The organism is Bacillus sp. MC1252, from assembly GCF_056838025.1.
The window spans coordinates 2,329,346-2,351,985 of the sequence record NZ_CM166369.1; the positions used below are offsets into that span (position 1 = coordinate 2,329,346).

A 22,640-nucleotide genomic window follows, 5' to 3' on the forward strand; every position below is an offset into this window, starting at 1 on the left:
TTGTCCAAACTAGCTAAATATCCAATACGAGTTAATTCGCTTAAAAGGTACTCACGACGCTGTTTGCTATTAATATTTGACATGTTCATCCTCCGTATCATAAAGCGACTTCCATTTGCCGCGACAAGTTTACAAACCTTCCGTACTCTTTCATAAAAGCAGCAGTTATTGTCCCAACTTCACCATTTCGCTGTTTAGCAAAGATGATTTCAACTATGTTTTTCTGTTCGCTATCTTTGTTGTAATAATCATCACGATAGAGGAACGTAACGATATCAGCGTCTTGTTCAATGCTTCCTGAATCACGCAAATCAGACATCATTGGACGTTTATCTTGCCGCTGTTCAACTCCACGTGAGAGTTGTGACAGTAAAATGATTGGGACATTAAAGCTTCTCGCCATATTCTTCAGCTCTTTTGTGATAGCTCCAACCTCATAGTTCTTGCTCTCAAACTTACCGATTGGGGTAATAAGCTGCAAATAGTCAATGATGACTAAATGATCTTGATCAGGATGATCCTTTTTCGTTTTTCGGATCTGGGACCGGATATCTGCGACTGTTTGAGTGGGTTGATCATGGATGTAGATATCTAATTTTTCGTATTCACCCATAGCTTTGTTGGCTCTGTCATAATCTTGATCGCTAAAGTACTTTTTTGGATTCCTCCACTTCGTGCCTTCAATTCTTCCAAGGCTGCTTAACATTCGATGAGTTAACTGTGTATCTGACATTTCGAGCGAGAAAATATCAGTTACTCCACCCTTTAGCGCGTTGTTACATCCTAGGTTAAGAGCAAAAGCAGTCTTTCCCATCGATGGACGAGCAGCTACGATAATCAAATCGCTTTTTTGCCAACCACCTGTCATAGCATTCAGGTCCGCAAGACCAGTGTCGACTCCTGTAAGATCTCCTTGATCTTCTTCCATGCTCATGAATATCTCCGTCAGAACATCCATTTTTGTCCGAGTGGCTTTAACTCCAACTTCTTGCACTTCAATGGTCTTTTGATAAAGCTCAGTGATCCCCTCATCGCATGGGGCATTAGCAAAAGCTAAAGCGGCACTTTGTAAATCTCTGAGTCTAAAAGCCTCGTAAATTAATGTTTCATAGGTCTCGAAAGCATGTTTTGAGGGAACAGTACTTGCAAGATTGGTTAAGTATTCAAAGCCTCCAATTGAATTTAAAAGGTCTCCCATAGATGCAGCGATATTGGCCAATTCAACAGGCTTACCTAGCTTGTCCACTTCCCTCATCGCTTCGAAAATGCGTTTATGCCGTTCTTCAGCAAAATGTCTGGGTTCTAGTGCTGTTTCTTTAATCAGATCACCTTCAAGGATGATACAACCTAATAAAAACTGTTCAGCTTCTACGTTTCGCAAATTTTGCATTTTGTTCCCACACTTTCTGTTTCGCTAAGAATTCATTTTGCTCTGGTTGTTTGATTTTGATTTCTGCTATAGCAGGTGGGAATCTTTTTTCAGCAATGTGCTGGTCGATCTTTTTTAAAACCTGTTCATAGGGTTGATCCTTTAGGTGATCAAGCCAAAGTTTAATTCTTTCTTTTCCGATCGCGTCTGTAGTAAGTTCAAACCTTGGATAGGCAGCTGCAATCCTTGTTAGGATAGACATCGCTTGCTCTTGATTCATGTCCATCAACCTCCTCCAAATTTAATCCCATTTTCTTTTGCGTATTGAGCCAGTGCGTCTAAATTACTTTGCCTATGCTGCTTTGGTTTAAATTCAGAAACATTGTTTTTAAGAGGCTGATGTTGATGCTGCTGTGCATGCCACCGATCAAGAATCGCTGATTCCAGGTATACAAAAGATTTAATACTGTCTGCTCTATGCTTTGGTTGATATTGATCGAATATCTCATCGATCCACACCAATATGTTTTCAAGTGGGATTCGCTCCTTGAGAATCCTTTCAATGGCAGCTGAATCTTTTGGCGTTAACATCAACCCACCTTTTCGTGATAAGTACTTTTCTTTGATCTGCTGGAAAGGAGTTAGATCATTTTCTACTGAGGCTCTCTTTTCTTCTTCCTCTTCTTCTTTAATTCTTAAATTCTTTAATTCTTGATATAGTTCCGACTTCGTACCGCTTTCGTTCCGTCTTCGTTCTGCAATAGGTTCTTCTTCCGTTCTTGGTTCTGTTTCGTGATCACTCGAAAACTCTTGATATGACTCGTATTTAACAATGGTGAATAGTGTTCCTAGTTCCGTTTCGCTAACAGTAATGATGTTGTTCGTAACAAGTTTCTTAATTGAACGCATAATTGTACTTTTAGACAGTTTTTTTAGCCCTCTTCCTTCTTTATAAGCGAGGTCCTCACATAGTTTTGAGTACGATCTTATGTACTGGCCCTTATTTAATACAACTCCATTCATTTTGAAGCCATCTTGATGACTTGCTCTCATAACTAATAAAGTGAACAGTCTAAAAGTAGTCACATCATTCCATAATTCGTGTTCTAATATTTTTCGGTGCAGCTTTACCCATCCAGTAGACAAATAACTTCCTCCTCTCCAACACCGTCAATTAAGGCCTTTTAACCTCACATAGAGCGTACATTCCACTGATCCTAATAAAAGTAAGACCTGGCTCATTTCTTTGGATATAACCCTTTACATACGTTCTAAATAACGCAGCTTGATTACGACTTGATTTAGATAAAGACAGGTACACAAACGGAATAGGAACTTTAATGATTAGCTTCTCCCTCATTAGCTGTTCACCAGTTCAGAAAAATGGATGATGCGGTTTAGACGATTTGTAGAACGACAATACTTACACTTTTCACACCTTCTCGGTCTTTCTCCGCCATGCTTAACCTGAACGATCCGCTCCATGTTTTTTTCTATATCTTCTAACTCAATTTCCATTCTTGACTCATCAATATTGATAACTGCTTTATCTGGTGGATCTTCTTTTGATATGGCCACAATCAAAGGCTCTAACCAATCACTACGTCCTGTTTCCTGTCTTTCTAATTCCGCATAGAGAGCCATTTGAGCGATATATCCATAGGCTTCTACAAATGAACAATAGCCAAGCTCTTGATCCCATATCCTTTCCCTAAGAGAGCGAGTTGTTTTAAGATCAGCAAAGCGCCCACCTGCTGGGTTGTACACATCGAGTTTTCCTTTCCAGGGCACTCCGAACAGTTCACCTGTGATAATCACTTCTTTATCTCCTTGAAGAACAAACATGCACAAGTCGTCATTCTGTATAGCTTCAATCATGAGATCAGCCAATTGATATTGTTTATAAAGCTGGCCCTTTTGTGTAAATAGAGCAGGTGTGTTCATCTTAAATTCATCAAAGGCCTGCTCTCCTTCAAGCCAAGCATGAACATATTGACCAAAGAGCAGAGCCTCAGAGGACGGCGGCTGCCATTCACCGTTGAGTTTTGCCATTGTAGCCGCCTCACACTCTAAGAAACTCTTATATTGAGAATTTGACATATAAACTTGGTCGATTTCGTTAGAATAGTAATTCTCCTTGTTGATTGTCGGAATCATCATCTGCTGGCTCACCAGCCTTTGCATCACTTTCTTTTTGTTCCTGCTGCTTTAGAAATTCTTCTTCAATTTTGGATTTTGTAGCATTAGTAGCACCTGAAGTTTTGACGTTGAAATAATCCTCTTTTTTTGCCATTCCATCTCGAAGTGAAGTGTAGATACGTCCTATTTTGAGATAATCTTGCTCAGTAAAGGCATCTAATTTGCTACCGACATATTCCTCGACCATTTCCTTCGTAACACCAAAATCAGTTTTAAATGTTGTTAATGCTTTTCTTAAACGGTCTTCTAAAGGCTCTTTATGACCACTAATCAGCGTTCTTTGACACATATCAACTGCGGCATCAACAATGTCTCCTGGTATCACTCCGAGAATGCACGCACGAACTCGACGTGCCCCTTGGTTTGCAACCAGTTCATAGATATCTCTTGGATCGTTGAGCTTTGTAATGGCTCCTTTTGCTTTTCGTTCATGCTTTACCGTAAATATTTTGGTCTGACGAGTATTGGTTTCAAGATCCCATGCATAAGCCATTACAGAAGATTCTCCTGCTTTTTGTTCAAGTTCCATGATTCCGTAATCAATGTTCCCCCAATTCTGTGCCAGAGCTTCAGCCAGACGAATAGAAGGACCTGATACCTTTGTGCCACCTCGTGGATATTCGTAGACAGCATTCTCAGCTAATAGCCTACGCTCACATGCTTTCTTGATTCGTTCAAAAGCAGCATAAACGTCTCTTGGAAACTTCTTTGCGATGACCATAGCTGCTTGTACTTCCTGTGCCTGCCGACTAACCATAGCTTCGGTTGTTACTGAAGTTCCTGCTGATTGCTGTGAAGCTGCCATATAGTTTGAGTAATCAACATTTGACAATCCATTCATATAAGAACCCCCCATTGAATTTAGGTGCCAACCTGCTTATAATAGTGGTTGACACCTTATTCTGTGTCTGGTTATTTAGATGAGAGTTCACTTGTTGGGAGTGAACTCTTTTATTTTGCTGTTTTAAATTCAAAATCAAGCTCCTCTGCAAGATATCGTTCTAGATTTTCTCGCAAGATCAGTTCACCTGAATTTTTATCCTCAACATAGTCATCTTCTAGCAAAATTTCTGACCCATAAAAATCAATTCCAAAGTGTTCCTCTTGCCTCACCACATCTTTTGGATAGCCATATCTATTAATCTCTGTGATGATCGGATGCTCAATATTCATCTTCTTCCCTCCTCTTCTGTTTGGTGTAAGCATCAAGAAATCTCTAATTTTGAGCGGATTGCATCTGCCTTTAGTTGTTGAAATTTCTCAAAGGCTTGTTTATCAGGAAATTGGAACATTGGCTTACCTTTGTTAGTCATCACAATTGATCCATTCACTTGTGATAGATAGAACTGATCAGACTGTCTCTCACTGAAAGGTTTAATAACTGGTTTATTTCTCAAGACTTCTTTCCTCCCTAACACATTATTTGATGCTTATTCGCATCGTCCGACCGCAGATGGAGCATGATTTGAGGGGGTAGGTGTACACTGTCCCATCCGCAAGCCGGACGACAAGAATAAGCCTTGTCGTGATCTCTAAATAACGCTATAATGAGATCGATCATTTTGTTATTCATGGTTTGAAATGATTTAAGCAGTAAGTGTCGGAGCTTGCTGCTTTTTTCTGTTTTCTATTTCCGTTCTGATCTGTAATTCCACAGCGGCTAATAAAATGAGTCCTTCCTCTGTATGACGCATCTGACATTCTTTTACGATATCTTTCGCCTTCATTAAGCGACTTGCTGTGAACAAATACTTCACCTAGATCAATCCTCTCAATCTATTTTTTAGTGATTTTGGATATTTGATTTTTGTAATACTCGCAGCCTGTTTTAATAAATGAACTTTAGCTTGGCTTTCGTAACGCTGAATTTGGTTTAATGATTTAGCAATATCTTTGTGAGCTGCCAATGCTGTATTTGTATCAGCACTCTCTAATGCTTTCATTAATCTTTTTTGTAGTTGTTCAATACAGATCATTTCAGCTGTTATCCCTTCGTGATCAATACTCTTGAAAATCGCTTTTCTCATCTTCATCCTCCAAACAAAGCCATAATGGCTGTAATTTGCTGCGTGACCGCAAGTGGATCGACACCACATAAGGTTGCGATCATGGCTTCTTTTGCATTTGTCGCCTCCATCCACCGTACATATGTAGGAACATCAAGCATCTTTTGATCGTTCTCAAATTTTGATATGCAGCTCCTTGAGCGACTTAACAATTCAGCCAACTTCTCTTGAGACATCCCAGCTCTTTTCCTTGCTTGTCGGAGCACTACCCCCAACCTCAACTTCCTCACCCCCTTTGTTCTGTTCTGGTTAAGAACTTTTTCCAAGTTAGAACAGCTAGAAAATTTTTAAATGGGTATCATGATGAAGAAGCGACCAATTCTTGCTTATCTCTTTCAATTTTTTCTTGATGCTCTTTCATTCGTTTAATTAAGATGCCGCTTAGGTACTTGTAAGCCCTGGCTTCTGCTTGATGAAATAGAGGGCCTTTTGTGACGGTTATTTTCAATTTGATATACCTCTCTTCACTTTTGTACTCTTTCGCTACAATCGACTGTAAAAAAATATGTCCAATCACAACCTATAATTTTACTGATCCTTTTCGCTACACCGACACTAGGACTTCTAGAACCTAGCTCAATTTGAGAGTAATAAGCTCTTTTTATACCTGCAGCTGTTGCAATTTCTTCTTGTGTTTTACCAATTTCTTTACGTTTTTTAGAGAGCCATTTTCTCTTCTGCAAACTAACACCTCCTTTTGTAGCGTTACGCTACTATTAATCACATAATACAGTAGCATTTTGATACAGTCAATGCCCTTTGCGCTTTTTTGCTACATTTTTTCTTTGTAGCTTTTTGCTACGATATAATGTACTCAACCTTTAATTTGAAAGTAGGAATAACTATGTTGGGTGATAGACTTAGATCCCTGAGGGAAAAACATAATCTGACTCAAGAACAAATTGCAAAAAAAATTGGCATTTCACGAGGAACATATGCTCATTATGAGATAAATAAACGCCGCCCTGACTATGAAACGCTTATTAAAATAACTGATATTTTTAATGTATCTCTTGATTTTTTATTAACCGGAAAAGAATTCGATAGCTCAAATGAAGATATGTGGAAAGAGCTTTTAGATCCAAAAACAGAACTTTTCTTTAAAGATTTGAAAGATGCACCCGATGATAAGATTGAGGAATTAATACAGTTTTGGGAATTTATTAAGAGCAAAAAATAATCACATACTTGTATATAAACCTTTTTATGCAGAATGAATTATTTGATGAATTTGAAGAGATATACAAGTTATCAGAAAGAAAAATAGGGGGAAGCTATGGGGAAAAGATTCTTATTCTCAATTTGCTTATCATTATTTGTACTTTTAGTTGGATGTAATTCAACTAAAACAACTGATGAATCTTCGGCAAAACCACAAGAAAATGTTTCAGACAAAAAGGAAAAAGAAACTAAAGAAGAACAGACAAGTGACAGTTACAAAGATGACGAAACAGGAGAATTATTTAATTACTTAAAAAGCCAAGAAAAAATTGAAGCACAGAAAATGGGCCCGCTCAAGATAAATTTTGAACATGTCAACATAATGAAGTTGTCAAATATTCCTGATGACCGTCTAAGCGACTATCAAAGTTTAACGGATATTCAATTAACAAACCCTTTTCATTTTATTGATATAAAATTTTCTGTAGAAAATACAGATAAAGAGACCATCAATTTCTCTGGTATTAGTCATATTATTTTAAATACAAAAGAACAGATTAAGATGAGCAGTAATAATCTTTATACAGACATTGAGCAGTATGATATGAAACTTTTTGGAAATGCGAAAAGAGAATATCAAGTTGCTGTTCCTTTTGAATCTGATGTTTCCAAAATTAAGAGTATCAGACTTGTATTAGATTCACCATTCGACGAACATTTAAATAATGTTGCCGAAAAAAAAGAATTAACAGTTGATTTAAAATAAATGCTCATTAAGAGTATTTATTTTTTACCCATAAATAGAACGAATGTTCTTGTTTTAAAGGAGTTGCTTTAGTTGGAACGTATTTTACCAAAAAACACAACACACTTAGATGACTGGATCGAAGCATTCTATCATCAAATCAACATAACAAATCCATCCGAACTTGATCTATTAGACATCGCCTACCGCTCCAATTTAAAAGTCGAATTTTTCAACATCAGCAGCCGGTACTATGCTGGAACTATTATCATCGATAATCGCCTCAGTCCTCAAGAACAGTGGCAAGATTTTGGTCATGAACTTTGTCATGCGCTTAGACATGAAGGAAATCAACTGATTATGCCCCCACTGTTTAGAGAGCTGCAGGAAATGCAGGCGAAGCGTTTTGCATATAAGTTTTGTATTCCAACTTTTATGCTTAGAAAAATAAAAGCAATTCAGCCTTATAATAATTTCGCAAATGAGATAGCAGCACTTTTCAATGTTACATACGAATTCGCCACCGAACGATTCGTGACTTTAAACCCATGCTATATGTCATAATTATTTTGTCTACTTTTGTCGAAAATCAACAATTAAAACTTTTTTCCTTTATAATATTGTCTGTGTTTCTAAATTATGTATATAGGATGATGTATCAGTCCCATTCCAACCGATTCAATAAATAACAAAAATTAAAAAGAAGAAAAGGAGAAAGAAACTTGAAAAGAAAATTATCTTTATTTGTAGTTCTTTTATTATCAGTAGCTTTATCAGCTTGTAATACACAAAGCTCTAACACCAAAGAAGAAGAAAAGGGCAAACAAGAGACCAATGCTCAAGAATCGTCTTCAAAACAGGAAAATAAGAAAGAAGCTGATGGAACACGAACAGCTCCTGTACCTTTAAAAGATGTAATTTATTTCGACGATTACATTACTACATCGGGTAATGAATATTCTGCTGAATTAAAGATGAATGTAGAAGAGGTTATTCGAGGAGATAAAGCATTTGATGTTTTATATAACAGGAATAGCTCTGTTGCTCAACCGAAAAAGGGTTTTGAATGGGCACTTGTTAAGGTCAAAGTGAAGATTACAAATTTTGAGACAGATGACGAACCACTTTTATTTTCCCCAACTCTGAACTTCGATTTTTTTAAGAGTGATGGATCTCCTTATACACAGGAATTAGATTTTGTTGCTCCAAAGGACTTTGAGGGAGAAGTTTATAATGGTGGCTCTCTTGAAGGTTATATAGTAAACCAAGTAAAAAAAGGAGATGACTTTTTGATAGCTTATAAAAGTATATATGCTGGAGGTAAACTATTCTTTAAAACAAAATAATTCTGAAGGCCCTCTTCGGGCCTTTCTTTTTCTAAATAAAACAGAACGTATGTTTTTTGATTAAACTTCATATATAAAAGCACCCCCCTCTTGACATTAATAATGAAATCCTCATGCATTTACGCGCACTCAAAAAAACAAAAAAAGATGTCTCTCTGCATGACCCCATCGGTCAGGATAAAGAAGGTAACGAAATTTCATTAATTGATGTCTTAAAATCTGAAAATGAAGATGTGATTGATACCATTCAGCTCAACATGGAGCTTGAAAAAGTAAAGGAGTATATCGACATTCTCGACGGCCGGGAAAAAGAAGTCATCGTCGGCCGATTCGGCCTTGATTTAAAGAAAGAAAAAACGCAGCGGGAAATAGCGAAAGAGCTTGGGATATCGCGGAGCTATGTGTCCCGGATTGAGAAGCGCGCGCTGATGAAGATGTTTCATGAGTTTTACCGGGCGGAGAAGGAGAAACGGAAGCGGGAGAAGAGGAAGTGATGACAGATTTCAAAATAACTTTTTCCAACTTCTAGTTAAAAACAGACCTTGTTTGGTCTGTTTTTATTTTGTCATTACGATCTTCCCCCCACATTCGTCACCATCCTTTGTTTCATATTTGATAAGAGAAAGAATCTATTAATAAAAAGAAGCAAACATTAAATTTCACTCTAAATAAAAAACATCACCAAGGCTAAGTAATGTTTACATTCTCCATTTATTTCACTATGCTGTTTTCTTTTAAAAAACGCTCGAATAGTTTATGACCTTCATCCTCAATTTGGTCATCTTCAATAGGATACTCCCCTATCAATAGCCCTAAATCATCGTATTTTTCATAGCGCTTTAAAAGCATTATTCCGTAACTTTTATGATCAAAAAATAATAGCCATCTTTCTGATTCTAAACTCTTATAAAACACCCCTTCATAATCAAAACCGTTTTTATAATACCCTACATGTAAATGCATGGTATCGTCTAAATTAAGCATTCTTTTCTCTCTCCTTAATACGCTTCGTCTCAAAAAAGTCTATTTACAGATATGCTGAAAATCAATATTCCTCAACTCTACCCATTCAACAAAATCAGGCATCGTTTTTGTCTTTAGAAAATGTTGAACGATTTGATGGGCTTCATCTCGATTTACATAGCTGCACGATGGCACATACAATGGCGCTCCTGCCACAAAATACTCAATTGTTTCTATATTTTCAACCTTTTTAAAAGGGACCAAAAAATCTGGATATCTCAATATAAAAAAACCATAAGGTTCATTGTAAAAGAAAACAAGACTTTCATATTCCCCTTCTTCTTCAATCTCAATAGAAGATTCGCCATTCCCTTGTTTCCAATAATCTTCACCCTTTTGAAAGAATATACTTTTCATTAATTCTTCTCCCGGAATTCTTCTCCCGGATTTTCTACTGGCGCTCCTCATAAAATCTTTCCTTCGTACCTATTCACCAACAACTTAACCAATTGTTCTATTTCCTTCAAATTCATAAAATGCATGCGTTTGTTGTTTTAATTTTAGCATGCTGAATAGCTTTGGATTTAGCTTTTGAGCAGCTTGAGCGCTTACCCATTTTACTTCTTCAATATCATGATCCGGATCTAGAATGTTCATCTGCCCGCCGATGATTTCAGCAAAGAAGGTCACGATGAGTGCATGATGCATTTTATCTTGAAAGAATGCTTCTCGAATCGAATGAAGTTCATTTATTTTTACTACATACCCTGTCTCTTCTCTCACTTCACGGATGACAGCCTGCTGCAAGTGTTCACCTTTTTCCACAGCACCGCCTGGAAGTTCCCAATATCCCTTTACATTCTTGACCATTAATATATTTTCTTTCACGTCATAAATAATAGCTGAAACCACGTCTACTCGTTTCAAATGAATCCCCCTCAATTATTCACCATTCACATCAATTGTCGAATTTATGGAACGAACTGTTCATTTCAATACATTCTCATTATACTGTAACCTTGATACGAAAGCGGCAGCAAAAAAGAATTAGTCAGCCTATTGGAGGCCTTAGCATATGGATCATCATCATTTCACTTATTGTCCTAATAGGATTTACGTGAAATATCGTTTCTCTTTTGAGACAAATCAAAAAGGCGAACGAAAAAAGCATCCAACTGTTAGATCATCAAAAACCAAGAAAATAAATAAACCTCCTTTATCTTAGTAGGAGGTTTGTTTTTAGATTTGAATGGGTCATTGCGTGATTATGATGGAAACAGGAGGTACAACTTTATGACTTTGGGTCTTTTCCTTTCAACGGCTTCTCATCAAACAACATGTATCTGATTCGCTGAATATAATGGAACGAAATATGACCGAGCAGAAAAAGAGCCCAATCATCGCAAGAATATAAATGGGCAGCATCAAACCAGGTACATAGTTTACGATAAAAGCCAAACCAAACGCTGTCAGCATATATAGGCTGATCAACCTCATCAATACCATATGAAGCCCTCCCACACTCACTTTAACATATTTTCCCTTTATTTTCATGATTCACTTTAAAAAAAGATGCGAATCCTAAGATTCGCATCATCATTACATATTCAATTCACCTTTCTTCGCACGCTCTTCCTTCCACTCTTCAAGCTCCGACACTGTCAATAATTGATACCCTTGTTTGGTCAATTCTTTGATAATCGTGACAGCTGCGTTTGCTGAGGTGTCATAGATGTCGTGCATTAAGACGGTTTCTCCGCTAGACGCATGCGCTAGAATGTAGTTGGCGACGTACTGACTGTTTCGATATTTCCAGTCTTCAGGATCTACATCCCAAAGGGTGACTTTCATGTGAACAGCCTCGTTGATTTGCTGATTTGTTCCACCATATGGCGGTCTAAAGTGAGTCGGTGTGAACCCGCCTGCTTTTTCAATGATTTGCTGCGTCTCTTCTACTTGTTTGATGGCTTGTTTTAATGGCAGTCTTGTGAGTAAAGGGTGGTTATAGGAATGATTTCCGATTTCATTTCCACCCTTTCGGATTTCATTCAGCATATCTGGATAATACTGCACCCTGCTCCCTAATACAAAAAATGTCGCATGTCCTTTGTTTTCTTTTAAGGCTGTTAAAATTTTTGAGGTCGTTGATGGATTTGGCCCATCATCAAATGTGAGTGCAATGGCTTTTTGGCTTGGATTGAATGTTGACTGTTTTGGCAGTTTCACGATCTTTCTTTTTGGAATCGGCTCTTTTTTCTCATTTTTGTTCTTTTCTTTATTGATGTATTCAGGCTTTAACATTCCTTTAAGAAGTGTTTTCTTAATCGCTAACACTTGAGGGCCTTGCTTATCTGATGCAATTTGTCCAGCTGGAAAGTAGAATTCGATATAATGATCCTTGATAGCAAAATGCTGATAATGCTTCGCCGCTGGAGACGTTCCTTGTTTGAGCAAATGCTGATTTTCAGCAAGAGAGCGATCTTTTTTTAACTCCTCAAATGTCATATGAGACAGTTTTTGCAGACTTTCTTTTTTTGATAAAAATAGATCATCTATCGATAAAAATTGCTGTTTCTTGAAATCAAAGTTGAACATCTTCGTTTGATGTGCACCTTTTACTCCGCCTTTCAATTCAAATGTATTGAATTTGACCGCAACGGTTTGCTTGGCATAATGAGTGATCTCGTAATCTATGTTTAATTCGTAGCGATTCTCTTCATCGACATCACTTGCTTCGCTAAATGATGTTTTGAACCTGTCCAGCACTGTTTCTGCAAATCTTTTCATCTCTTGATCTAGCTTTTTTTGATGAAACACTGGATAGTTGACAGCATATCGCATGTATCTCCCGTCATTCACGAGGGTGACAATTTCAACTTCTTTATAGCTCGCATCTGGTTCTATTTTCTTCTTCTCTGTCCCGCTTGCCTGCTGGTTATGATAAAACGCAGCGATACCGATGACGATCGCAAGTCCGCATAGGACGAGACTGACCTTCCCTTTAATTGACACAATGATTCTCCTCTCGTGATGCCGCCATGCCTGGATGACGTGTGTTTGTAGGATAGACTTTGCGTCACTCCTTTTTAGTTTGCCAAAAACACAATTGTCACATTTTCGTCACAATTAAGAAAGGATGAAAAAAAGGGCTTGATCTCTCAGCCCTTTGATTATTTTTGCATATATAGTTGAAATAATTTCGTTTCTTCATCAATAGAGCTCGCTCGATCAAAAGCCGCTCTAACCGTCTTCGTGTTGTTCATGAGCTCATACAGCATTGTCAGTACAAAGATAAATGCCGCATCTCCATCAATGTAATCATCAGGGGCTGTATAGGACAATGCACCTGCTTCTAAAAAGGCTTCTGCAAGTTTTTTCTCACCTAGTGTGCAGCCGGTTGATATGACGTGAACCCCTTTTAAGGAAGCATACCGCTTGATTTCATCCGCTCCAAAAGTTGCACCTCTAGGCTCCCCATCTTCGTATACATCTTCCCCTAACTCCGGCATGAGAAACGCTCCTTCGTCCCCGTGAAAAGATAAAAGAAGGTAGTCCGTCTCCCTTCTATTTCTCCCAGATAACACATCAATCAGATCATTGGGTCTGCCTATCCAATGCATATCGACTTTAGCACCAAAGTTCTCAAATGCTGCACGCAGGGCAAAAGATTCTAACTCACTATTTGGTCCTGCTGCTAATGTGATGCACATGGCCTGTTGTTTCACTTTTATCTCCTCCAAACGATGATAAGAATAAAACCATTTTTTCCTCATCTGCATATGTATCATTCATATTTAAAGCTTTTTCTTCTACAGCATACGACTCAAATCCAACGGACCTGTACAGGAGATTGGTTGTCACCACTATGAGTCCTTTCTTTCTCGTGCGAAGGACAGAGCTTTCGTCATCAGGGCCTTGCCTATTCCTTGTCCGCGGCCAGCAACCGTTACATGCATGGCTGTCACATTTGCGCGGTGCTTTCATTTCTGCAAGGTTTCACTGAGCCCGCCAGCTGACCTTGATGAAAGGCGCCAAATGTCTACATAGATTGCGCCGAAGAAAAATGCGCCGTGTATTTGTTCTTTCTATCTATTTTCTCTTCTTCATAGCTCATAGCAAAGCCCTCTGGGTTTAATCGAGTGCTTCTAATCTCAAGGCTGCATATTCTCGAGCATCACCTGATGTTAACAATCGAATATTCAGAAAACCGTCTCCAAAAGAATGATTGATACTTCCAATTTTATCTTAAAAATAACTTTTGATCAAAATTTTACTCATAAAAATAAAAAGGCATCCCATAAAAGGATGCCCCTATTCCTCCTCAACATCACATTACCACTTACAGCGTTTTACCGGACGGCAGCAAGGGTTCTTGATATCCCTGCCGCAATCGTATTCTTCCACAATATACTCGTTTTGAGTAGATTGCGTGACAGGATAGTAGTTTTCAATTCTCTTGATGTTTTTATTGACGTTTGTGATATGCGTTGGATGAATTTTTCTGATGGTTTGTTCATTCGTTGTCGTGTTGACAATTTGACGTGTGGGGAAAACAACCGTTTCATCTCCTCCTTGGTTTCCTCTGCGAGGCCCAAAGAAAAAATCATCTAATCTATTCCGGCTCATCTTAAAACCCCCTTCAAGTTGTCTTTCACTTACACTCTATCGTATGCAAGAGGCGTCTTTCGTGACTAGATGCTTGTCTATTTTTAAAAAATCCACCATCCATCTAGTTTTCTCTTTCTTTACAAAAGGGTAAATTTAACATATCATACAAATGATATCTGTAAAGAAAGGACATCGATGAAAACAAAACATAAGCTCTTTTTGTTCATTACATTACTCGTCATCATCACTCTTCCACTGCTGTCACCTATCATTTTTACAAATGCGACTGAAAAAGGAGCCATCCGGCAGGCTATTTATCAAGAAGGCTATCCTTATCAAAGCTACTTTGCCATTTTGCAAAAAAAGAATCATGTAGATCCTCAGGATGGCCAGCTTTATGATGTGTATTGGCATGCTTGGAAAAGTGAAACAGGGATGACGCCTTCCGTCTGCTATTCAAAAAAGGTAGAAGAAAAAGAATATGAGGTCAGCTGCGGAACTGCGCCATGACCTTTCCACTCATCATGAAATAAGAGGTGAACCATATGATCAATCCGACACAAACCATCGAACGTAACAAGCTAGACATTGCCCTTGAACTCACTCAATTGCATTTGAATCAATATGAAACGAATCATCCTGATCAGCTGAGTGAAATCTATGCGAAATATTATGCGCTGCTTGAAGTTCTGGATTTGTCTTCCTATGATCAATTAATTGATTTACTGCCAGATGATCTTAAAAATACGCTTGAGTAAGAAAACCATCTATCCACGTGGGATAGATGGTTTTCTTTATACACGTGCCGCCATATCGGTTTCGATTTGCTCTAAGCTTCTTCCTTTTGTTTCGACTAAAACAAAGCGGGTGAACAATAGTCCGATTAAGCAGATAACCCCAAATGAAGAGAAGATGACCCCAAAGCTGAATTGATCAGCCAAGATGGGGAAAACGAGTCCGACTGCTAACGACCCCGTCCAGTTAAAGGCAGATGAAATACCTGCTCCAATGCCCCTGACAGAGAGCGGAAAGATTTCGCCGATGATGATCCAAGTGATCGGCGCCCAAGAGAAGGCATAGCACAAAATAAAGCAGCAAAGTGAAATCAATGTGACCCAGTTTAAAATCCCTTCACTGACTCCGAGTGCACCTAATGCCGCTGGTGCAAAGAAGGAAAGTGCCATTCCTGTTCCCCCTACTGTAAGGATCGTTCGGCGGTCAAACCGATCGACAAATTGCAAAAAGATAACAGTTGTCACAACGAAAATGACACCAACGATGACTGTAAAACCCGCTGCGACCTGCGGAGCAAGACCGACATTTCTAGCGATACTCGTTGCATAATACACAATGGAGTTGGCCCCCTGTATTTGCTGAAGGGTGGCCATCCCAACCCCAATGAAGAGTGCCATTCGGAATTTCTTTTGGAACAATTGACGAATACCTGAGCGTTCTTCTTTTGCGACTTCTAAAATTTCCTGCATTTCTGCTTCGATTTCTTCACGGGAAGAGCGCAGTGACCCTAATACTTCCCGTGCTTTATGAGCCATTCCGTGTTTAATTAAATATCTCGGAGATTCAGGAAGTTTGAGCATGCCAATATAAAGCACGATGGCAAATAAAGCGGCACTTCCCAGCATCCAACGCCAGCTGTCTGGGATGGGCTCAAACACAAACGCGACAATATAGCTGAGCAATAGTCCGCTCACAATCATGAGCTGATTGAGCCCAGACAATTTCCCGCGGATTTTAGCAGGAGCGATTTCAGACATGTAAGCCGGCACCAAAGATGAGGCTGTTCCTACTGCTGTCCCTAAAAAGATACGAGCAATGGTTAATGAAATCTCTTCTGGTGCGATAGCTGATCCGATAGCTCCGACAAAAAAGATGATCGATGAGACCAAAATGAGCTTTCTGCGGCCGAACTTATCCCCCATAAGACCGCTTAAAATCGAACCAATGATTGCCCCGCCCATTAATGAAGAGACGACGATCCCAAGCCATAATGGACTGAGCTGAAATTCTTCCTGAATATGTCCTTCCGCCCCTGCAATAATGCCAATATCATATCCGAATAAGATTCCTGCAAAGGACCCGAAAAAGAAGATAAATTTACTTGACACTTTTTTCTCCAAGTGGATAACCCCCTCACTTAATAAACCGCTTTCATTTCACCCAATGATTCTACTGTAAACAGCAGAATCTATTTCACCCTTCATTTATAAAACCACATATTCTGCATTCACAAGCTTTGCAAAATGAACAATTTGATCAACCGTTAAATTGAGAGACACGACTGTATGATGACCGCCGCCTTGTTCGATCCATGCTTTGACTCCGTCCTGAAAGTTCGGCTTGATTTTCCAGAGCACACGGGCAACTGGTAAATGAGGTGCTGCTTCCTGCGGTTCAAAGGCCTCAACTTCTTGAATCAGCCATTTGAAATGCGTTCCAAAATCAGCGATGGAGACAACAACGCCCTCCCCTGCTTTTCCATCAAACACAAGACGCGCTGGATCTTCCCGATTTCCAATGCCAAGTGGAGACACGACAATGACGGGTTTCGTATTTGCAAGTGCTGGATCTACTTCTAACATATGAGATTGCAGCACCGCTTCCTGCCCAGAGGTCATTTCATACGTGTAGTCCTCCATAAAACCAGTTGCTTGATGATGACTCATCACCTTTAATAAACGGTCCAGTGCGGCAGTTTTCCAATCGCCTTCACCAGCAAAGCCATATCCCTTTGCCATCAGCCGCTGAACCGCAAGTCCAGGCAGCTGCTTCATGCCATGTAAATCCTCAAAGTTTGTCGTAAAGGCATTGTAGCCGCCTTCATCTAAGAAACGTTTGATGGCGATTTCATAGCGCGCTTGCACCTTTACACTTCTTTCCCATTCTTCAACCGAATAACTCCCATAATGAACGTCATATTGCGTCAAATAATCAGCAAATAGTGCATCCACTTCTGCTTCTTCCACTCTGTTTACATATTCGACGAGATCACCTATCCCAAAGTAATCAACAGTCCAGCCTAGTTGGATCTGAGCTTCAATTTTATCTCCTTCTGTCACAGCAACATGGCGCATATTGTCACCAAACCGAGCCACTTTGATGTGAAAGCTCTCTTGGTAGGCAGCAGCGACGTCCATCCAATCAGCGATTTGCTGCTTCACCTCTGGTTTAGACCAATGACCGGCGACAATTTGGTTCTGTTTATTTAAGCGTGCATTGATATAGCCATACTCTCTGTCTCCATGTGCAGATTGATGGAGATTCATATAGTCCATATCAATCGTGTCCCATGGAATCTTTTCATAATATTGAGTGACGAGATGCAGGAGAGGCTTTTGCAAAAGAGACGTACCGCGTATCCACATTTTTGCTGGAGAAAATGTGTGCATCCAAGTCATCACACCGATCACCTCATCACGATAGTTGATCTCTTTCATCAGCTGTGTGATTTGATCCGCGCTGACAGCCAGCTCCTGCAATATAATTGGATAAGGTAGTAAACCGCTCTCATTTAAGGCATCCGTTATCTTCTGTGCATCTGCCTTTACTTGCTGCAGTGCTTCATCTCCATATAAGTGCTGTGACCCGACGACAAACCAACATTCTTTTTTCTGACTTGTTAACATAGAAATCCCTCTTTTCTTTATCTTGAAGGTTTTTGTCCATAATACGCATGCGCACCATGTTTTCTTAAGTAGTGTTTATCCAAAATTCGCTGCGGAAGAGGCTCCGCATATTCGTTCAATTGCTTTGCAAACAGATTCATTTTGGCTACTTCGTCTAAAACCACACTGTTCGTTACCGCACTTTTTGCATCTTTCCCCCATGTAAATGGACCATGACCTTGAAGCAAAACACCAGGTACCGCCATCACATCTATCTTTCTTTTCTCAAATGTTTCAATGATCAGCCGGCCCGTTTCCACCTCATATCCGCGATTTACTTCTTCTTCTGTGAGAAATCGAGCGCACGGAACAGGGCCGTAAAATGTATCCGCGTGAGTCGTGCCCATTGCTGGTAAATCGAGACCAGCTTGCGCCCATACGGTTGCCCACATGGAATGGCTATGTGAAATACCGCCAATTTCCTCATAGTGTTTGTAAAGAACAGCATGTGTGGCTGTATCTGAAGAAGGACTGAACTCCCCTTCCACTACTTGCCCGTCAAAGTCGACAACGACCATGTCTTCCGCTGATAGTTGGTCATACTCTATGCCGCTCGGCTTAATGACAAACAAACCGCTGTCACGATCGCACGCACTGACATTGCCCCATGTAAATTTCACAAGTCCGTATTTTGGCAGATCTAAATTCGCGTGAAACACTTCTTCTTTTAACCGCTCTAACATACCGTTGTCACTCCTTTCTTTGGCGTCAGATGTGCTACTGCGGCTTCTTCAATCGGGAGTCCCCCTTGATAGCGCTTTAAAAATTCCTCAAAGCCTTTGACATCGAGCGGATCGGGCTCGACCAGCTCTTCTGTTGTGCTTGCAAACACTTGATGTGTTAGAAAATCAGCCAACGTTTGCTGCTGATGATTGACCATATATGAAGCAAGGACAGCCATCCCAAACGCACCGCCTTCTCCGGCTGTTGAAACGACTGATACAGGTGTATCAAGCGCAGCAGCAACCATTTTTTGACCAACGAGCGGTGTTTTAAATAAACCACCATGTCCTAGTAAACGATCAATCACAACATGCTCATGTTCTTTTAAGCGGTCCATCCCTATTTTCATTGCACCAAATGCAGAGAAAAGGTGGGTACGCATGAAATTAGCGAGGTTAAAGCGGCTTTCAGCGGCCCTGACAAAAAGAGGCCTTCCTTCTGGCAATCTTGTAATATTTTCACCAGAATAATAGCCGTAGCTTAAGAGTCCGCCGCCATCACGGTCTGCTTCTAAGGCTTGCTGTAATAAGACTCCGTATAACCTTTCTGACTCCACTGGCTGGCCCATTGCTTCAAATGCTTCACGAAATATATTCATCCAAGCGTTTAGGTCACTTGTACAGTTATTCGCATGAACCATTGCTACTGGCAGTCCGTCTGGTGTCGTGACCATATCCACTTCTGGATACACACCTGTCAGATGCTGCTCTAACACAATCATGGCAAAAACAGAGGTCCCAACTGAAATATTTCCTGTTCGCCTTTCCACGCTGTTTGTCGCCACCATCCCCGTTCCCGCATCGCCTTCTGGCGGGCAAAATGGAATACCTGGCTGCAAATGTTTGCCTTGATCTAAAATAGCTGCTCCTGCTACCGTTAACATGCCAGCCTCCTCGCCTGCTAAATAAACACGTGGCAGAAGGTGACGTAGATTCCACGGATAGCCTTTTTCTGCGATCAAGTCTTCAAATTGATGGAGCATTACTTCATTGTAATCCTTCGTTTGTTCATCGATTGGAAACATGCCTGACGCATCCCCAATGCCAATGGCCTGCTTTCCTGTTAACAGCCAGTGAATGTAACCTGATAGGGTGGTCATATATTCTAAGCGGGAAAGATGTTTTTCCTCTTCTAATATGGCTTGATACAAATGGGCAATGCTCCATCTTTCTGGAATATGAAATTGGAAGACATCCGTCAGTTTTTGACTCGCCTCAATGGTTGTTGCATTCCGCCATGTGCGGAACGGAACGAGGACCTCTCCTGTATGATCACATGCCACATAGCCATGCATCATCGCTGATACCCCAATTGAGCCAATGGTTTGAATGGTCACGCCATACCTTTGCTCGACTTGCTCTTTCATCTCTCGGTACGCTACTTGAAGACCTGTAATGATATCGATTAAGTTGTACGTCCAAATTCCTTCCTGGAGAGAACTTTCCCATTCAAATGTCCCTTGGGCAATTGGCTGAAACGCTTCATCTATTAAAATGGCTTTAATTCGTGTTGAACCAAATTCAATCCCTAAAGATGTCCGTCCTTCTTTTAAGGCTTTGATCGTCTCTTCATGATTCATTCTGCGTTCACCTCCATTGTTGATAGCGGTTTCAATTTTAATTTTCTAGATTCATTGATTCTCTGTGCACATTCACAATATAATATTTGTACGTACATATGTCAATATTAAATATAGTTGTACATACACAACGTGACAAAAACCTGCACTTTTCTAAAGCTGAGACGACAGAAAGGGAAAGCGCCTGTTTTTGATTCGACAACCATGTTAAAATATGTCCATACAATTTCTTCTCAATCCGAGTAGATGATCAACTGAGAAAGAAGTGAAACGATGAAAAAGAAGTACCAGATCATTATCGATGATATAAAAAGCAAAATACTTACAGGGGATTACCGGATCGGGGAACGTATTCCAACTGAATCAAGCCTGCAGGAGATGTATCAAGTGAGCAGGCATACGGTTCGAAAGGCCATCTTAGAATTGTCGAGCGAAGGATTTTTGCGAAGTGAGAAGGGTTCAGGCACATTTGTGACCAATCAATATCAAACAAAGCCTGCCGGACATGCGCATATGAAAACGATTGGGGTTATCACGACATACATATCCGATTACATTTTCCCTTCCATCATTCGAGGCATTGAAAGCCGATTAAACGAAGAGAACTATTCTTTGTTACTGGCGAGTACGAATAATGATGTAGAACAGGAGAAAAAAGCGCTAGAAATGATGCTGTCCTTTGGTGTGGACGGACTCATTGTCGAGCCGACGAAAAGTAATTTATATAATCCGAACATCTCGTACTACCTATCTTTTAAAGAACAGGATGTACCGCTCATTATGATCAATGCCTATTATGAGCAGTTAGAGGTTCCTTTTCTCTGTTTGGATGATGTCAAGTCCAGCTATCTAGCCACAAAAGAGCTGATCACGTCTGGACATAAGCAAATCGGGCTGATTTCAAAGACAGATGATTTACAGGGGAAATACCGGATGAAAGGTTATATTCAGGCACTTGGAGAAGCCAAGCTGAATTTCCTGCCTGAGCATGTGCTCTTTTTCGATACAGAATCGAAGCAGCATTTGGGGGATCATATCAAAACATTCTTAATCGCGCACCAGCATGAGCTGACCGCCCTCGTTTGCTATAACGATGAGGTTGGGTTAGAAGTGGCTAATGTATGCAGCGAAATCGGGCTATCCATTCCTGGTGATCTCTCGATTATTGGACAGGATAATTCGTACATTGCTCAAAAAAATGCCCATGTGAAGCTGACAACACTGACACATCCTCAGGAGCAAATGGGCCGAGATGCAGCAGACTGGATGATTAAAAAAGTACAAGAAAAAAAGAATCTGCCTGATCAAACCTTTTATGAGCCTGAACTCGTTCCTGGTGAAACGATCAAACAAATGAAGGCAAGAAAAAAATGAGCCCTATCCTTCAAGAAGGCTCATTTTTTATAGATTTAGTCTTCTTTTTTTAGAGAAGGCACGGCACACACACCATCTGCACATGCTGCTTCAAATGAAGGGTCATCAGCTTTCTCAGCTTGAGCTGCTTCTTCTGTCCAAGCCGTTTCAAGTGCACGAAGGAAGGTATCGGCTGGCTGTGCACCTGCAACCGAATATTTGTCATTTATTAAGAAAAAAGGAACAGCAGAAATTCCGAGCTGTCTCGCTTCTTTTTCGTCTTTTCGTACATCATCAGCAAACGTTTGCTCATCTAAGACTTTCTGGACTTCTTTTTGATCAAGACCTGCTTTTTCTGCTATATCTAAAAGGGTTTTACGATCACCCACATGCTTTCCATCTGTAAAATACGCTTGAAACAGCTCTCCCATCACGAGATCGCCTTTTCCCATTTGACCAGCATATTGCGCCAATCGATGGGCATCAAATGTGTTTGTTAAAACGAGCGGATCAAATTGAAAATCGATTCCTTTCTCCTTGCCGGCTTGCTTCACCTGCTCATTCATCGCCATTGCCTGGCTGCGGCTCATTCCATATTTTTTGACGAGCATATCATGTACATCATAATCGACTTCAACAGGTGCATGTGGATCGAGCTCAAAACTTTTAAACTCTACTTCTATCTGTTCCTTCTGCGGAAATTGCTCAAGCGCTGTTTCTAGCTGTTTTTTTCCTATATAACAAAAAGGACAGGCGATATCTGACCATATTTGTACTTTCATCTTCATCTTCCTTCCACTGCTTACGTTTTTTCTTTAAAGATGTAACTATTATAGTTACATTAAATC

The 22,640-nt window shown here is 39.9% G+C and carries 32 protein-coding genes and 1 pseudogene; 8 read left to right on the forward strand and 25 right to left on the reverse strand.

The features are described 5' to 3' along the window. Positions 1-97 precede the first annotated feature (97 nt). From dnaB to ACYH0L_RS11995, 12 genes are all read right to left on the reverse strand, one after another. Positions 98-1,390, reverse strand: a complete 1,293-nt coding sequence (gene dnaB / locus ACYH0L_RS11940; protein ID WP_413544984.1) for a replicative DNA helicase — start codon at positions 1,388-1,390, stop codon at positions 98-100. Continuing rightward, complete coding sequence (locus tag ACYH0L_RS11945) at positions 1,362-1,649, reverse strand: replicative helicase loader/inhibitor (RefSeq protein ID WP_075623713.1); 288 nt, start codon at positions 1,647-1,649, stop codon at positions 1,362-1,364. The genes dnaB and ACYH0L_RS11945 overlap by 29 nt, the downstream gene beginning before the upstream one ends. 5 nt (positions 1,650-1,654) lie before the next feature. Further along, positions 1,655-2,515, reverse strand: a complete 861-nt coding sequence (locus ACYH0L_RS11950) for a hypothetical protein (protein WP_413544986.1) — start codon at positions 2,513-2,515, stop codon at positions 1,655-1,657. Positions 2,516-2,728: 213 nt separating this feature from the next. After that, positions 2,729-3,529 carry a PD-(D/E)XK nuclease-like domain-containing protein gene (locus ACYH0L_RS11955; RefSeq protein WP_413544988.1) on the reverse strand — a complete coding sequence of 267 codons (801 nt, stop codon included), beginning with the start codon at positions 3,527-3,529 and terminating at the stop codon, positions 2,729-2,731. Further along, entirely contained in the window at positions 3,489-4,409 is a 921-nt protein-coding gene (locus tag ACYH0L_RS11960) for a hypothetical protein (protein WP_413544990.1), read from the reverse strand. The genes ACYH0L_RS11955 and ACYH0L_RS11960 overlap by 41 nt, the downstream gene beginning before the upstream one ends. A 110-nt stretch (positions 4,410-4,519) precedes the next feature. Then, positions 4,520-4,741 carry a YqaI family protein gene (locus ACYH0L_RS11965; protein ID WP_061419716.1) on the reverse strand — a complete coding sequence of 74 codons (222 nt, stop codon included), beginning with the start codon at positions 4,739-4,741 and terminating at the stop codon, positions 4,520-4,522. A 32-nt stretch (positions 4,742-4,773) separates the two neighbouring features. Next, a complete protein-coding gene (locus tag ACYH0L_RS11970; protein WP_095285463.1) occupies positions 4,774-4,965 on the reverse strand; it encodes a hypothetical protein in 192 nt (63 codons plus the stop codon). A 189-nt stretch (positions 4,966-5,154) separates the two neighbouring features. Continuing rightward, positions 5,155-5,325, reverse strand: a complete 171-nt coding sequence (locus ACYH0L_RS11975; protein ID WP_413544992.1) for a hypothetical protein — start codon at positions 5,323-5,325, stop codon at positions 5,155-5,157. Continuing rightward, entirely contained in the window at positions 5,326-5,595 is a 270-nt protein-coding gene (locus ACYH0L_RS11980) for a hypothetical protein (RefSeq protein WP_096881244.1), read from the reverse strand. Positions 5,596-5,597: 2 nt separating this feature from the next. Beyond that, positions 5,598-5,864 carry a helix-turn-helix domain-containing protein gene (locus ACYH0L_RS11985; protein ID WP_223254150.1) on the reverse strand — a complete coding sequence of 89 codons (267 nt, stop codon included), beginning with the start codon at positions 5,862-5,864 and terminating at the stop codon, positions 5,598-5,600. 68 nt (positions 5,865-5,932) lie between these two features. Then, entirely contained in the window at positions 5,933-6,082 is a 150-nt protein-coding gene (locus ACYH0L_RS11990) for a hypothetical protein (protein WP_482354069.1), read from the reverse strand. Between the two features lie 16 nt (positions 6,083-6,098). After that, complete coding sequence (locus ACYH0L_RS11995; protein ID WP_181891708.1) at positions 6,099-6,317, reverse strand: helix-turn-helix domain-containing protein; 219 nt, start codon at positions 6,315-6,317, stop codon at positions 6,099-6,101. A 161-nt stretch (positions 6,318-6,478) separates the two neighbouring features. Here ACYH0L_RS11995 and ACYH0L_RS12000 point away from each other — a divergent pair, with 161 nt between their 5' ends. The 5 genes and pseudogenes from ACYH0L_RS12000 to ACYH0L_RS12020 form a co-directional block, all read left to right on the forward strand. After that, positions 6,479-6,814 (forward strand): helix-turn-helix domain-containing protein, encoded by a 336-nt coding sequence (locus ACYH0L_RS12000; protein ID WP_181891709.1) that lies wholly within the window; start codon positions 6,479-6,481, stop codon positions 6,812-6,814. A gap of 96 nt (positions 6,815-6,910) precedes the next feature. Further along, positions 6,911-7,561: a hypothetical protein gene (locus tag ACYH0L_RS12005; protein ID WP_482354070.1), complete on the forward strand. Its 651-nt coding sequence runs from the start codon at positions 6,911-6,913 to the stop codon at positions 7,559-7,561. 72 nt (positions 7,562-7,633) lie between these two features. Beyond that, positions 7,634-8,104, forward strand: coding sequence for an ImmA/IrrE family metallo-endopeptidase (locus ACYH0L_RS12010; protein ID WP_482354071.1), 471 nt, complete (start codon positions 7,634-7,636; stop codon positions 8,102-8,104). A 158-nt stretch (positions 8,105-8,262) separates the two neighbouring features. Then, the gene (locus ACYH0L_RS12015; RefSeq protein WP_482354072.1) at positions 8,263-8,886 is read left to right on the forward strand and encodes a DUF4352 domain-containing protein; all 624 of its coding nucleotides are present in this window, start codon (positions 8,263-8,265) and stop codon (positions 8,884-8,886) included. A 95-nt stretch (positions 8,887-8,981) separates the two neighbouring features. After that, positions 8,982-9,380, forward strand: a pseudogene (locus ACYH0L_RS12020) (sigma-70 family RNA polymerase sigma factor); the annotation flags it as partial. 217 nt (positions 9,381-9,597) lie between these two features. On the opposite strand, the gene ACYH0L_RS12025 reads toward ACYH0L_RS12020, so the two are convergent. The 8 genes from ACYH0L_RS12025 to ACYH0L_RS12060 all read right to left on the reverse strand — a co-directional run bounded on the left by ACYH0L_RS12025 (position 9,598) and on the right by ACYH0L_RS12060 (position 14,475). After that, positions 9,598-9,870, reverse strand: a complete 273-nt coding sequence (locus ACYH0L_RS12025; protein WP_180275481.1) for a DUF3986 family protein — start codon at positions 9,868-9,870, stop codon at positions 9,598-9,600. A 39-nt stretch (positions 9,871-9,909) separates the two neighbouring features. Further along, positions 9,910-10,266: an Imm1 family immunity protein gene (locus ACYH0L_RS12030; RefSeq protein WP_256498833.1), complete on the reverse strand. Its 357-nt coding sequence runs from the start codon at positions 10,264-10,266 to the stop codon at positions 9,910-9,912. 84 nt (positions 10,267-10,350) lie between these two features. Further along, a complete protein-coding gene (locus tag ACYH0L_RS12035; RefSeq protein WP_230030422.1) occupies positions 10,351-10,776 on the reverse strand; it encodes an NUDIX hydrolase in 426 nt (141 codons plus the stop codon). Positions 10,777-11,163: 387 nt separating this feature from the next. Beyond that, a complete protein-coding gene (locus tag ACYH0L_RS12040; protein ID WP_256498835.1) occupies positions 11,164-11,355 on the reverse strand; it encodes a hypothetical protein in 192 nt (63 codons plus the stop codon). A 93-nt stretch (positions 11,356-11,448) separates the two neighbouring features. Continuing rightward, a complete protein-coding gene (locus ACYH0L_RS12045) occupies positions 11,449-12,861 on the reverse strand; it encodes a polysaccharide deacetylase family protein (RefSeq protein ID WP_482354073.1) in 1,413 nt (470 codons plus the stop codon). 158 nt (positions 12,862-13,019) lie between these two features. Then, positions 13,020-13,559, reverse strand: coding sequence for a delta-aminolevulinic acid dehydratase (locus ACYH0L_RS12050; protein WP_256499679.1), 540 nt, complete (start codon positions 13,557-13,559; stop codon positions 13,020-13,022). A 153-nt stretch (positions 13,560-13,712) separates the two neighbouring features. Continuing rightward, the gene (locus tag ACYH0L_RS12055) at positions 13,713-13,805 is read right to left on the reverse strand and encodes a GNAT family N-acetyltransferase (protein ID WP_249705038.1); all 93 of its coding nucleotides are present in this window, start codon (positions 13,803-13,805) and stop codon (positions 13,713-13,715) included. Positions 13,806-14,181: 376 nt separating this feature from the next. Then, positions 14,182-14,475, reverse strand: a complete 294-nt coding sequence (locus ACYH0L_RS12060; RefSeq protein WP_099727703.1) for a spore coat protein — start codon at positions 14,473-14,475, stop codon at positions 14,182-14,184. A gap of 177 nt (positions 14,476-14,652) precedes the next feature. Here ACYH0L_RS12060 and ACYH0L_RS12065 point away from each other — a divergent pair, with 177 nt between their 5' ends. Both ACYH0L_RS12065 and ACYH0L_RS12070 read left to right on the forward strand, forming a co-directional pair. Then, the gene (locus tag ACYH0L_RS12065; protein WP_099727704.1) at positions 14,653-14,967 is read left to right on the forward strand and encodes a hypothetical protein; all 315 of its coding nucleotides are present in this window, start codon (positions 14,653-14,655) and stop codon (positions 14,965-14,967) included. Positions 14,968-15,002: 35 nt separating this feature from the next. Continuing rightward, entirely contained in the window at positions 15,003-15,215 is a 213-nt protein-coding gene (locus ACYH0L_RS12070) for a hypothetical protein (protein ID WP_099727705.1), read from the forward strand. Positions 15,216-15,251: 36 nt separating this feature from the next. On the opposite strand, the gene ACYH0L_RS12075 is transcribed toward ACYH0L_RS12070, so the two are convergent. From ACYH0L_RS12075 to ACYH0L_RS12090, 4 genes are all read right to left on the reverse strand, one after another. Continuing rightward, positions 15,252-16,592: a sugar porter family MFS transporter gene (locus ACYH0L_RS12075; RefSeq protein ID WP_099727706.1), complete on the reverse strand. Its 1,341-nt coding sequence runs from the start codon at positions 16,590-16,592 to the stop codon at positions 15,252-15,254. Positions 16,593-16,676: 84 nt separating this feature from the next. Then, complete coding sequence (gene araA, locus ACYH0L_RS12080) at positions 16,677-18,098, reverse strand: L-arabinose isomerase (RefSeq protein WP_099727707.1); 1,422 nt, start codon at positions 18,096-18,098, stop codon at positions 16,677-16,679. Between the two features lie 17 nt (positions 18,099-18,115). Continuing rightward, complete coding sequence (locus tag ACYH0L_RS12085; protein ID WP_099727708.1) at positions 18,116-18,820, reverse strand: L-ribulose-5-phosphate 4-epimerase; 705 nt, start codon at positions 18,818-18,820, stop codon at positions 18,116-18,118. Continuing rightward, positions 18,814-20,439 carry a xylulokinase gene (locus ACYH0L_RS12090; RefSeq protein WP_230030427.1) on the reverse strand — a complete coding sequence of 542 codons (1,626 nt, stop codon included), beginning with the start codon at positions 20,437-20,439 and terminating at the stop codon, positions 18,814-18,816. The genes ACYH0L_RS12085 and ACYH0L_RS12090 overlap by 7 nt, the downstream gene beginning before the upstream one ends. Positions 20,440-20,712: 273 nt before the next feature. Between ACYH0L_RS12090 and ACYH0L_RS12095 the strand changes: the two genes are divergently transcribed. Next, the gene (locus ACYH0L_RS12095) at positions 20,713-21,813 is read left to right on the forward strand and encodes a GntR family transcriptional regulator (protein ID WP_099727710.1); all 1,101 of its coding nucleotides are present in this window, start codon (positions 20,713-20,715) and stop codon (positions 21,811-21,813) included. Positions 21,814-21,848: 35 nt separating this feature from the next. Here the strand turns inward: ACYH0L_RS12095 and ACYH0L_RS12100 are convergent, their stop codons facing one another. Next, positions 21,849-22,574, reverse strand: coding sequence for a DsbA family oxidoreductase (locus tag ACYH0L_RS12100; protein ID WP_099727711.1), 726 nt, complete (start codon positions 22,572-22,574; stop codon positions 21,849-21,851). Positions 22,575-22,640: the final 66 nt, after the last annotated feature.

Bases quoted from the DNA above. Each gene is read 5' to 3' on its own strand.
- dnaB (WP_413544984.1), bottom strand. From the start codon at position 1,390: ATGCAAAATTTGCGAAACGTAGAAGCTGAACAGTTTTTATTAGGTTGT.
- ACYH0L_RS11945 (WP_075623713.1), bottom strand. From the start codon at position 1,649: ATGAATCAAGAGCAAGCGATGTCTATCCTAACAAGGATTGCAGCTGCC.
- ACYH0L_RS11955 (WP_413544988.1), bottom strand. From the start codon at position 3,529: ATGATGATTCCGACAATCAACAAGGAGAATTACTATTCTAACGAAATC.
- ACYH0L_RS11960 (WP_413544990.1), bottom strand. From the start codon at position 4,409: ATGAATGGATTGTCAAATGTTGATTACTCAAACTATATGGCAGCTTCA.
- ACYH0L_RS11965 (WP_061419716.1), bottom strand. From the start codon at position 4,741: ATGAATATTGAGCATCCGATCATCACAGAGATTAATAGATATGGCTAT.
- ACYH0L_RS11980 (WP_096881244.1), bottom strand. From the start codon at position 5,595: ATGAGAAAAGCGATTTTCAAGAGTATTGATCACGAAGGGATAACAGCT.
- ACYH0L_RS12000 (WP_181891709.1), top strand. From the start codon at position 6,479: ATGTTGGGTGATAGACTTAGATCCCTGAGGGAAAAACATAATCTGACT.
- ACYH0L_RS12005 (WP_482354070.1), top strand. From the start codon at position 6,911: ATGGGGAAAAGATTCTTATTCTCAATTTGCTTATCATTATTTGTACTT.
- ACYH0L_RS12025 (WP_180275481.1), bottom strand. From the start codon at position 9,870: ATGCTTAATTTAGACGATACCATGCATTTACATGTAGGGTATTATAAA.
- ACYH0L_RS12030 (WP_256498833.1), bottom strand. From the start codon at position 10,266: ATGAAAAGTATATTCTTTCAAAAGGGTGAAGATTATTGGAAACAAGGG.
- ACYH0L_RS12040 (WP_256498835.1), bottom strand. From the start codon at position 11,355: ATGGTATTGATGAGGTTGATCAGCCTATATATGCTGACAGCGTTTGGT.
- ACYH0L_RS12050 (WP_256499679.1), bottom strand. From the start codon at position 13,559: ATGTGCATCACATTAGCAGCAGGACCAAATAGTGAGTTAGAATCTTTT.
- ACYH0L_RS12055 (WP_249705038.1), bottom strand. From the start codon at position 13,805: ATGCATGTAACGGTTGCTGGCCGCGGACAAGGAATAGGCAAGGCCCTG.
- ACYH0L_RS12060 (WP_099727703.1), bottom strand. From the start codon at position 14,475: ATGAGCCGGAATAGATTAGATGATTTTTTCTTTGGGCCTCGCAGAGGA.
- ACYH0L_RS12065 (WP_099727704.1), top strand. From the start codon at position 14,653: ATGAAAACAAAACATAAGCTCTTTTTGTTCATTACATTACTCGTCATC.
- ACYH0L_RS12070 (WP_099727705.1), top strand. From the start codon at position 15,003: ATGATCAATCCGACACAAACCATCGAACGTAACAAGCTAGACATTGCC.
- araA (WP_099727707.1), bottom strand. From the start codon at position 18,098: ATGTTAACAAGTCAGAAAAAAGAATGTTGGTTTGTCGTCGGGTCACAG.
- ACYH0L_RS12085 (WP_099727708.1), bottom strand. From the start codon at position 18,820: ATGTTAGAGCGGTTAAAAGAAGAAGTGTTTCACGCGAATTTAGATCTG.
- ACYH0L_RS12090 (WP_230030427.1), bottom strand. From the start codon at position 20,439: ATGAATCATGAAGAGACGATCAAAGCCTTAAAAGAAGGACGGACATCT.
- ACYH0L_RS12095 (WP_099727710.1), top strand. From the start codon at position 20,713: ATGAAAAAGAAGTACCAGATCATTATCGATGATATAAAAAGCAAAATA.
- ACYH0L_RS12100 (WP_099727711.1), bottom strand. From the start codon at position 22,574: ATGAAAGTACAAATATGGTCAGATATCGCCTGTCCTTTTTGTTATATA.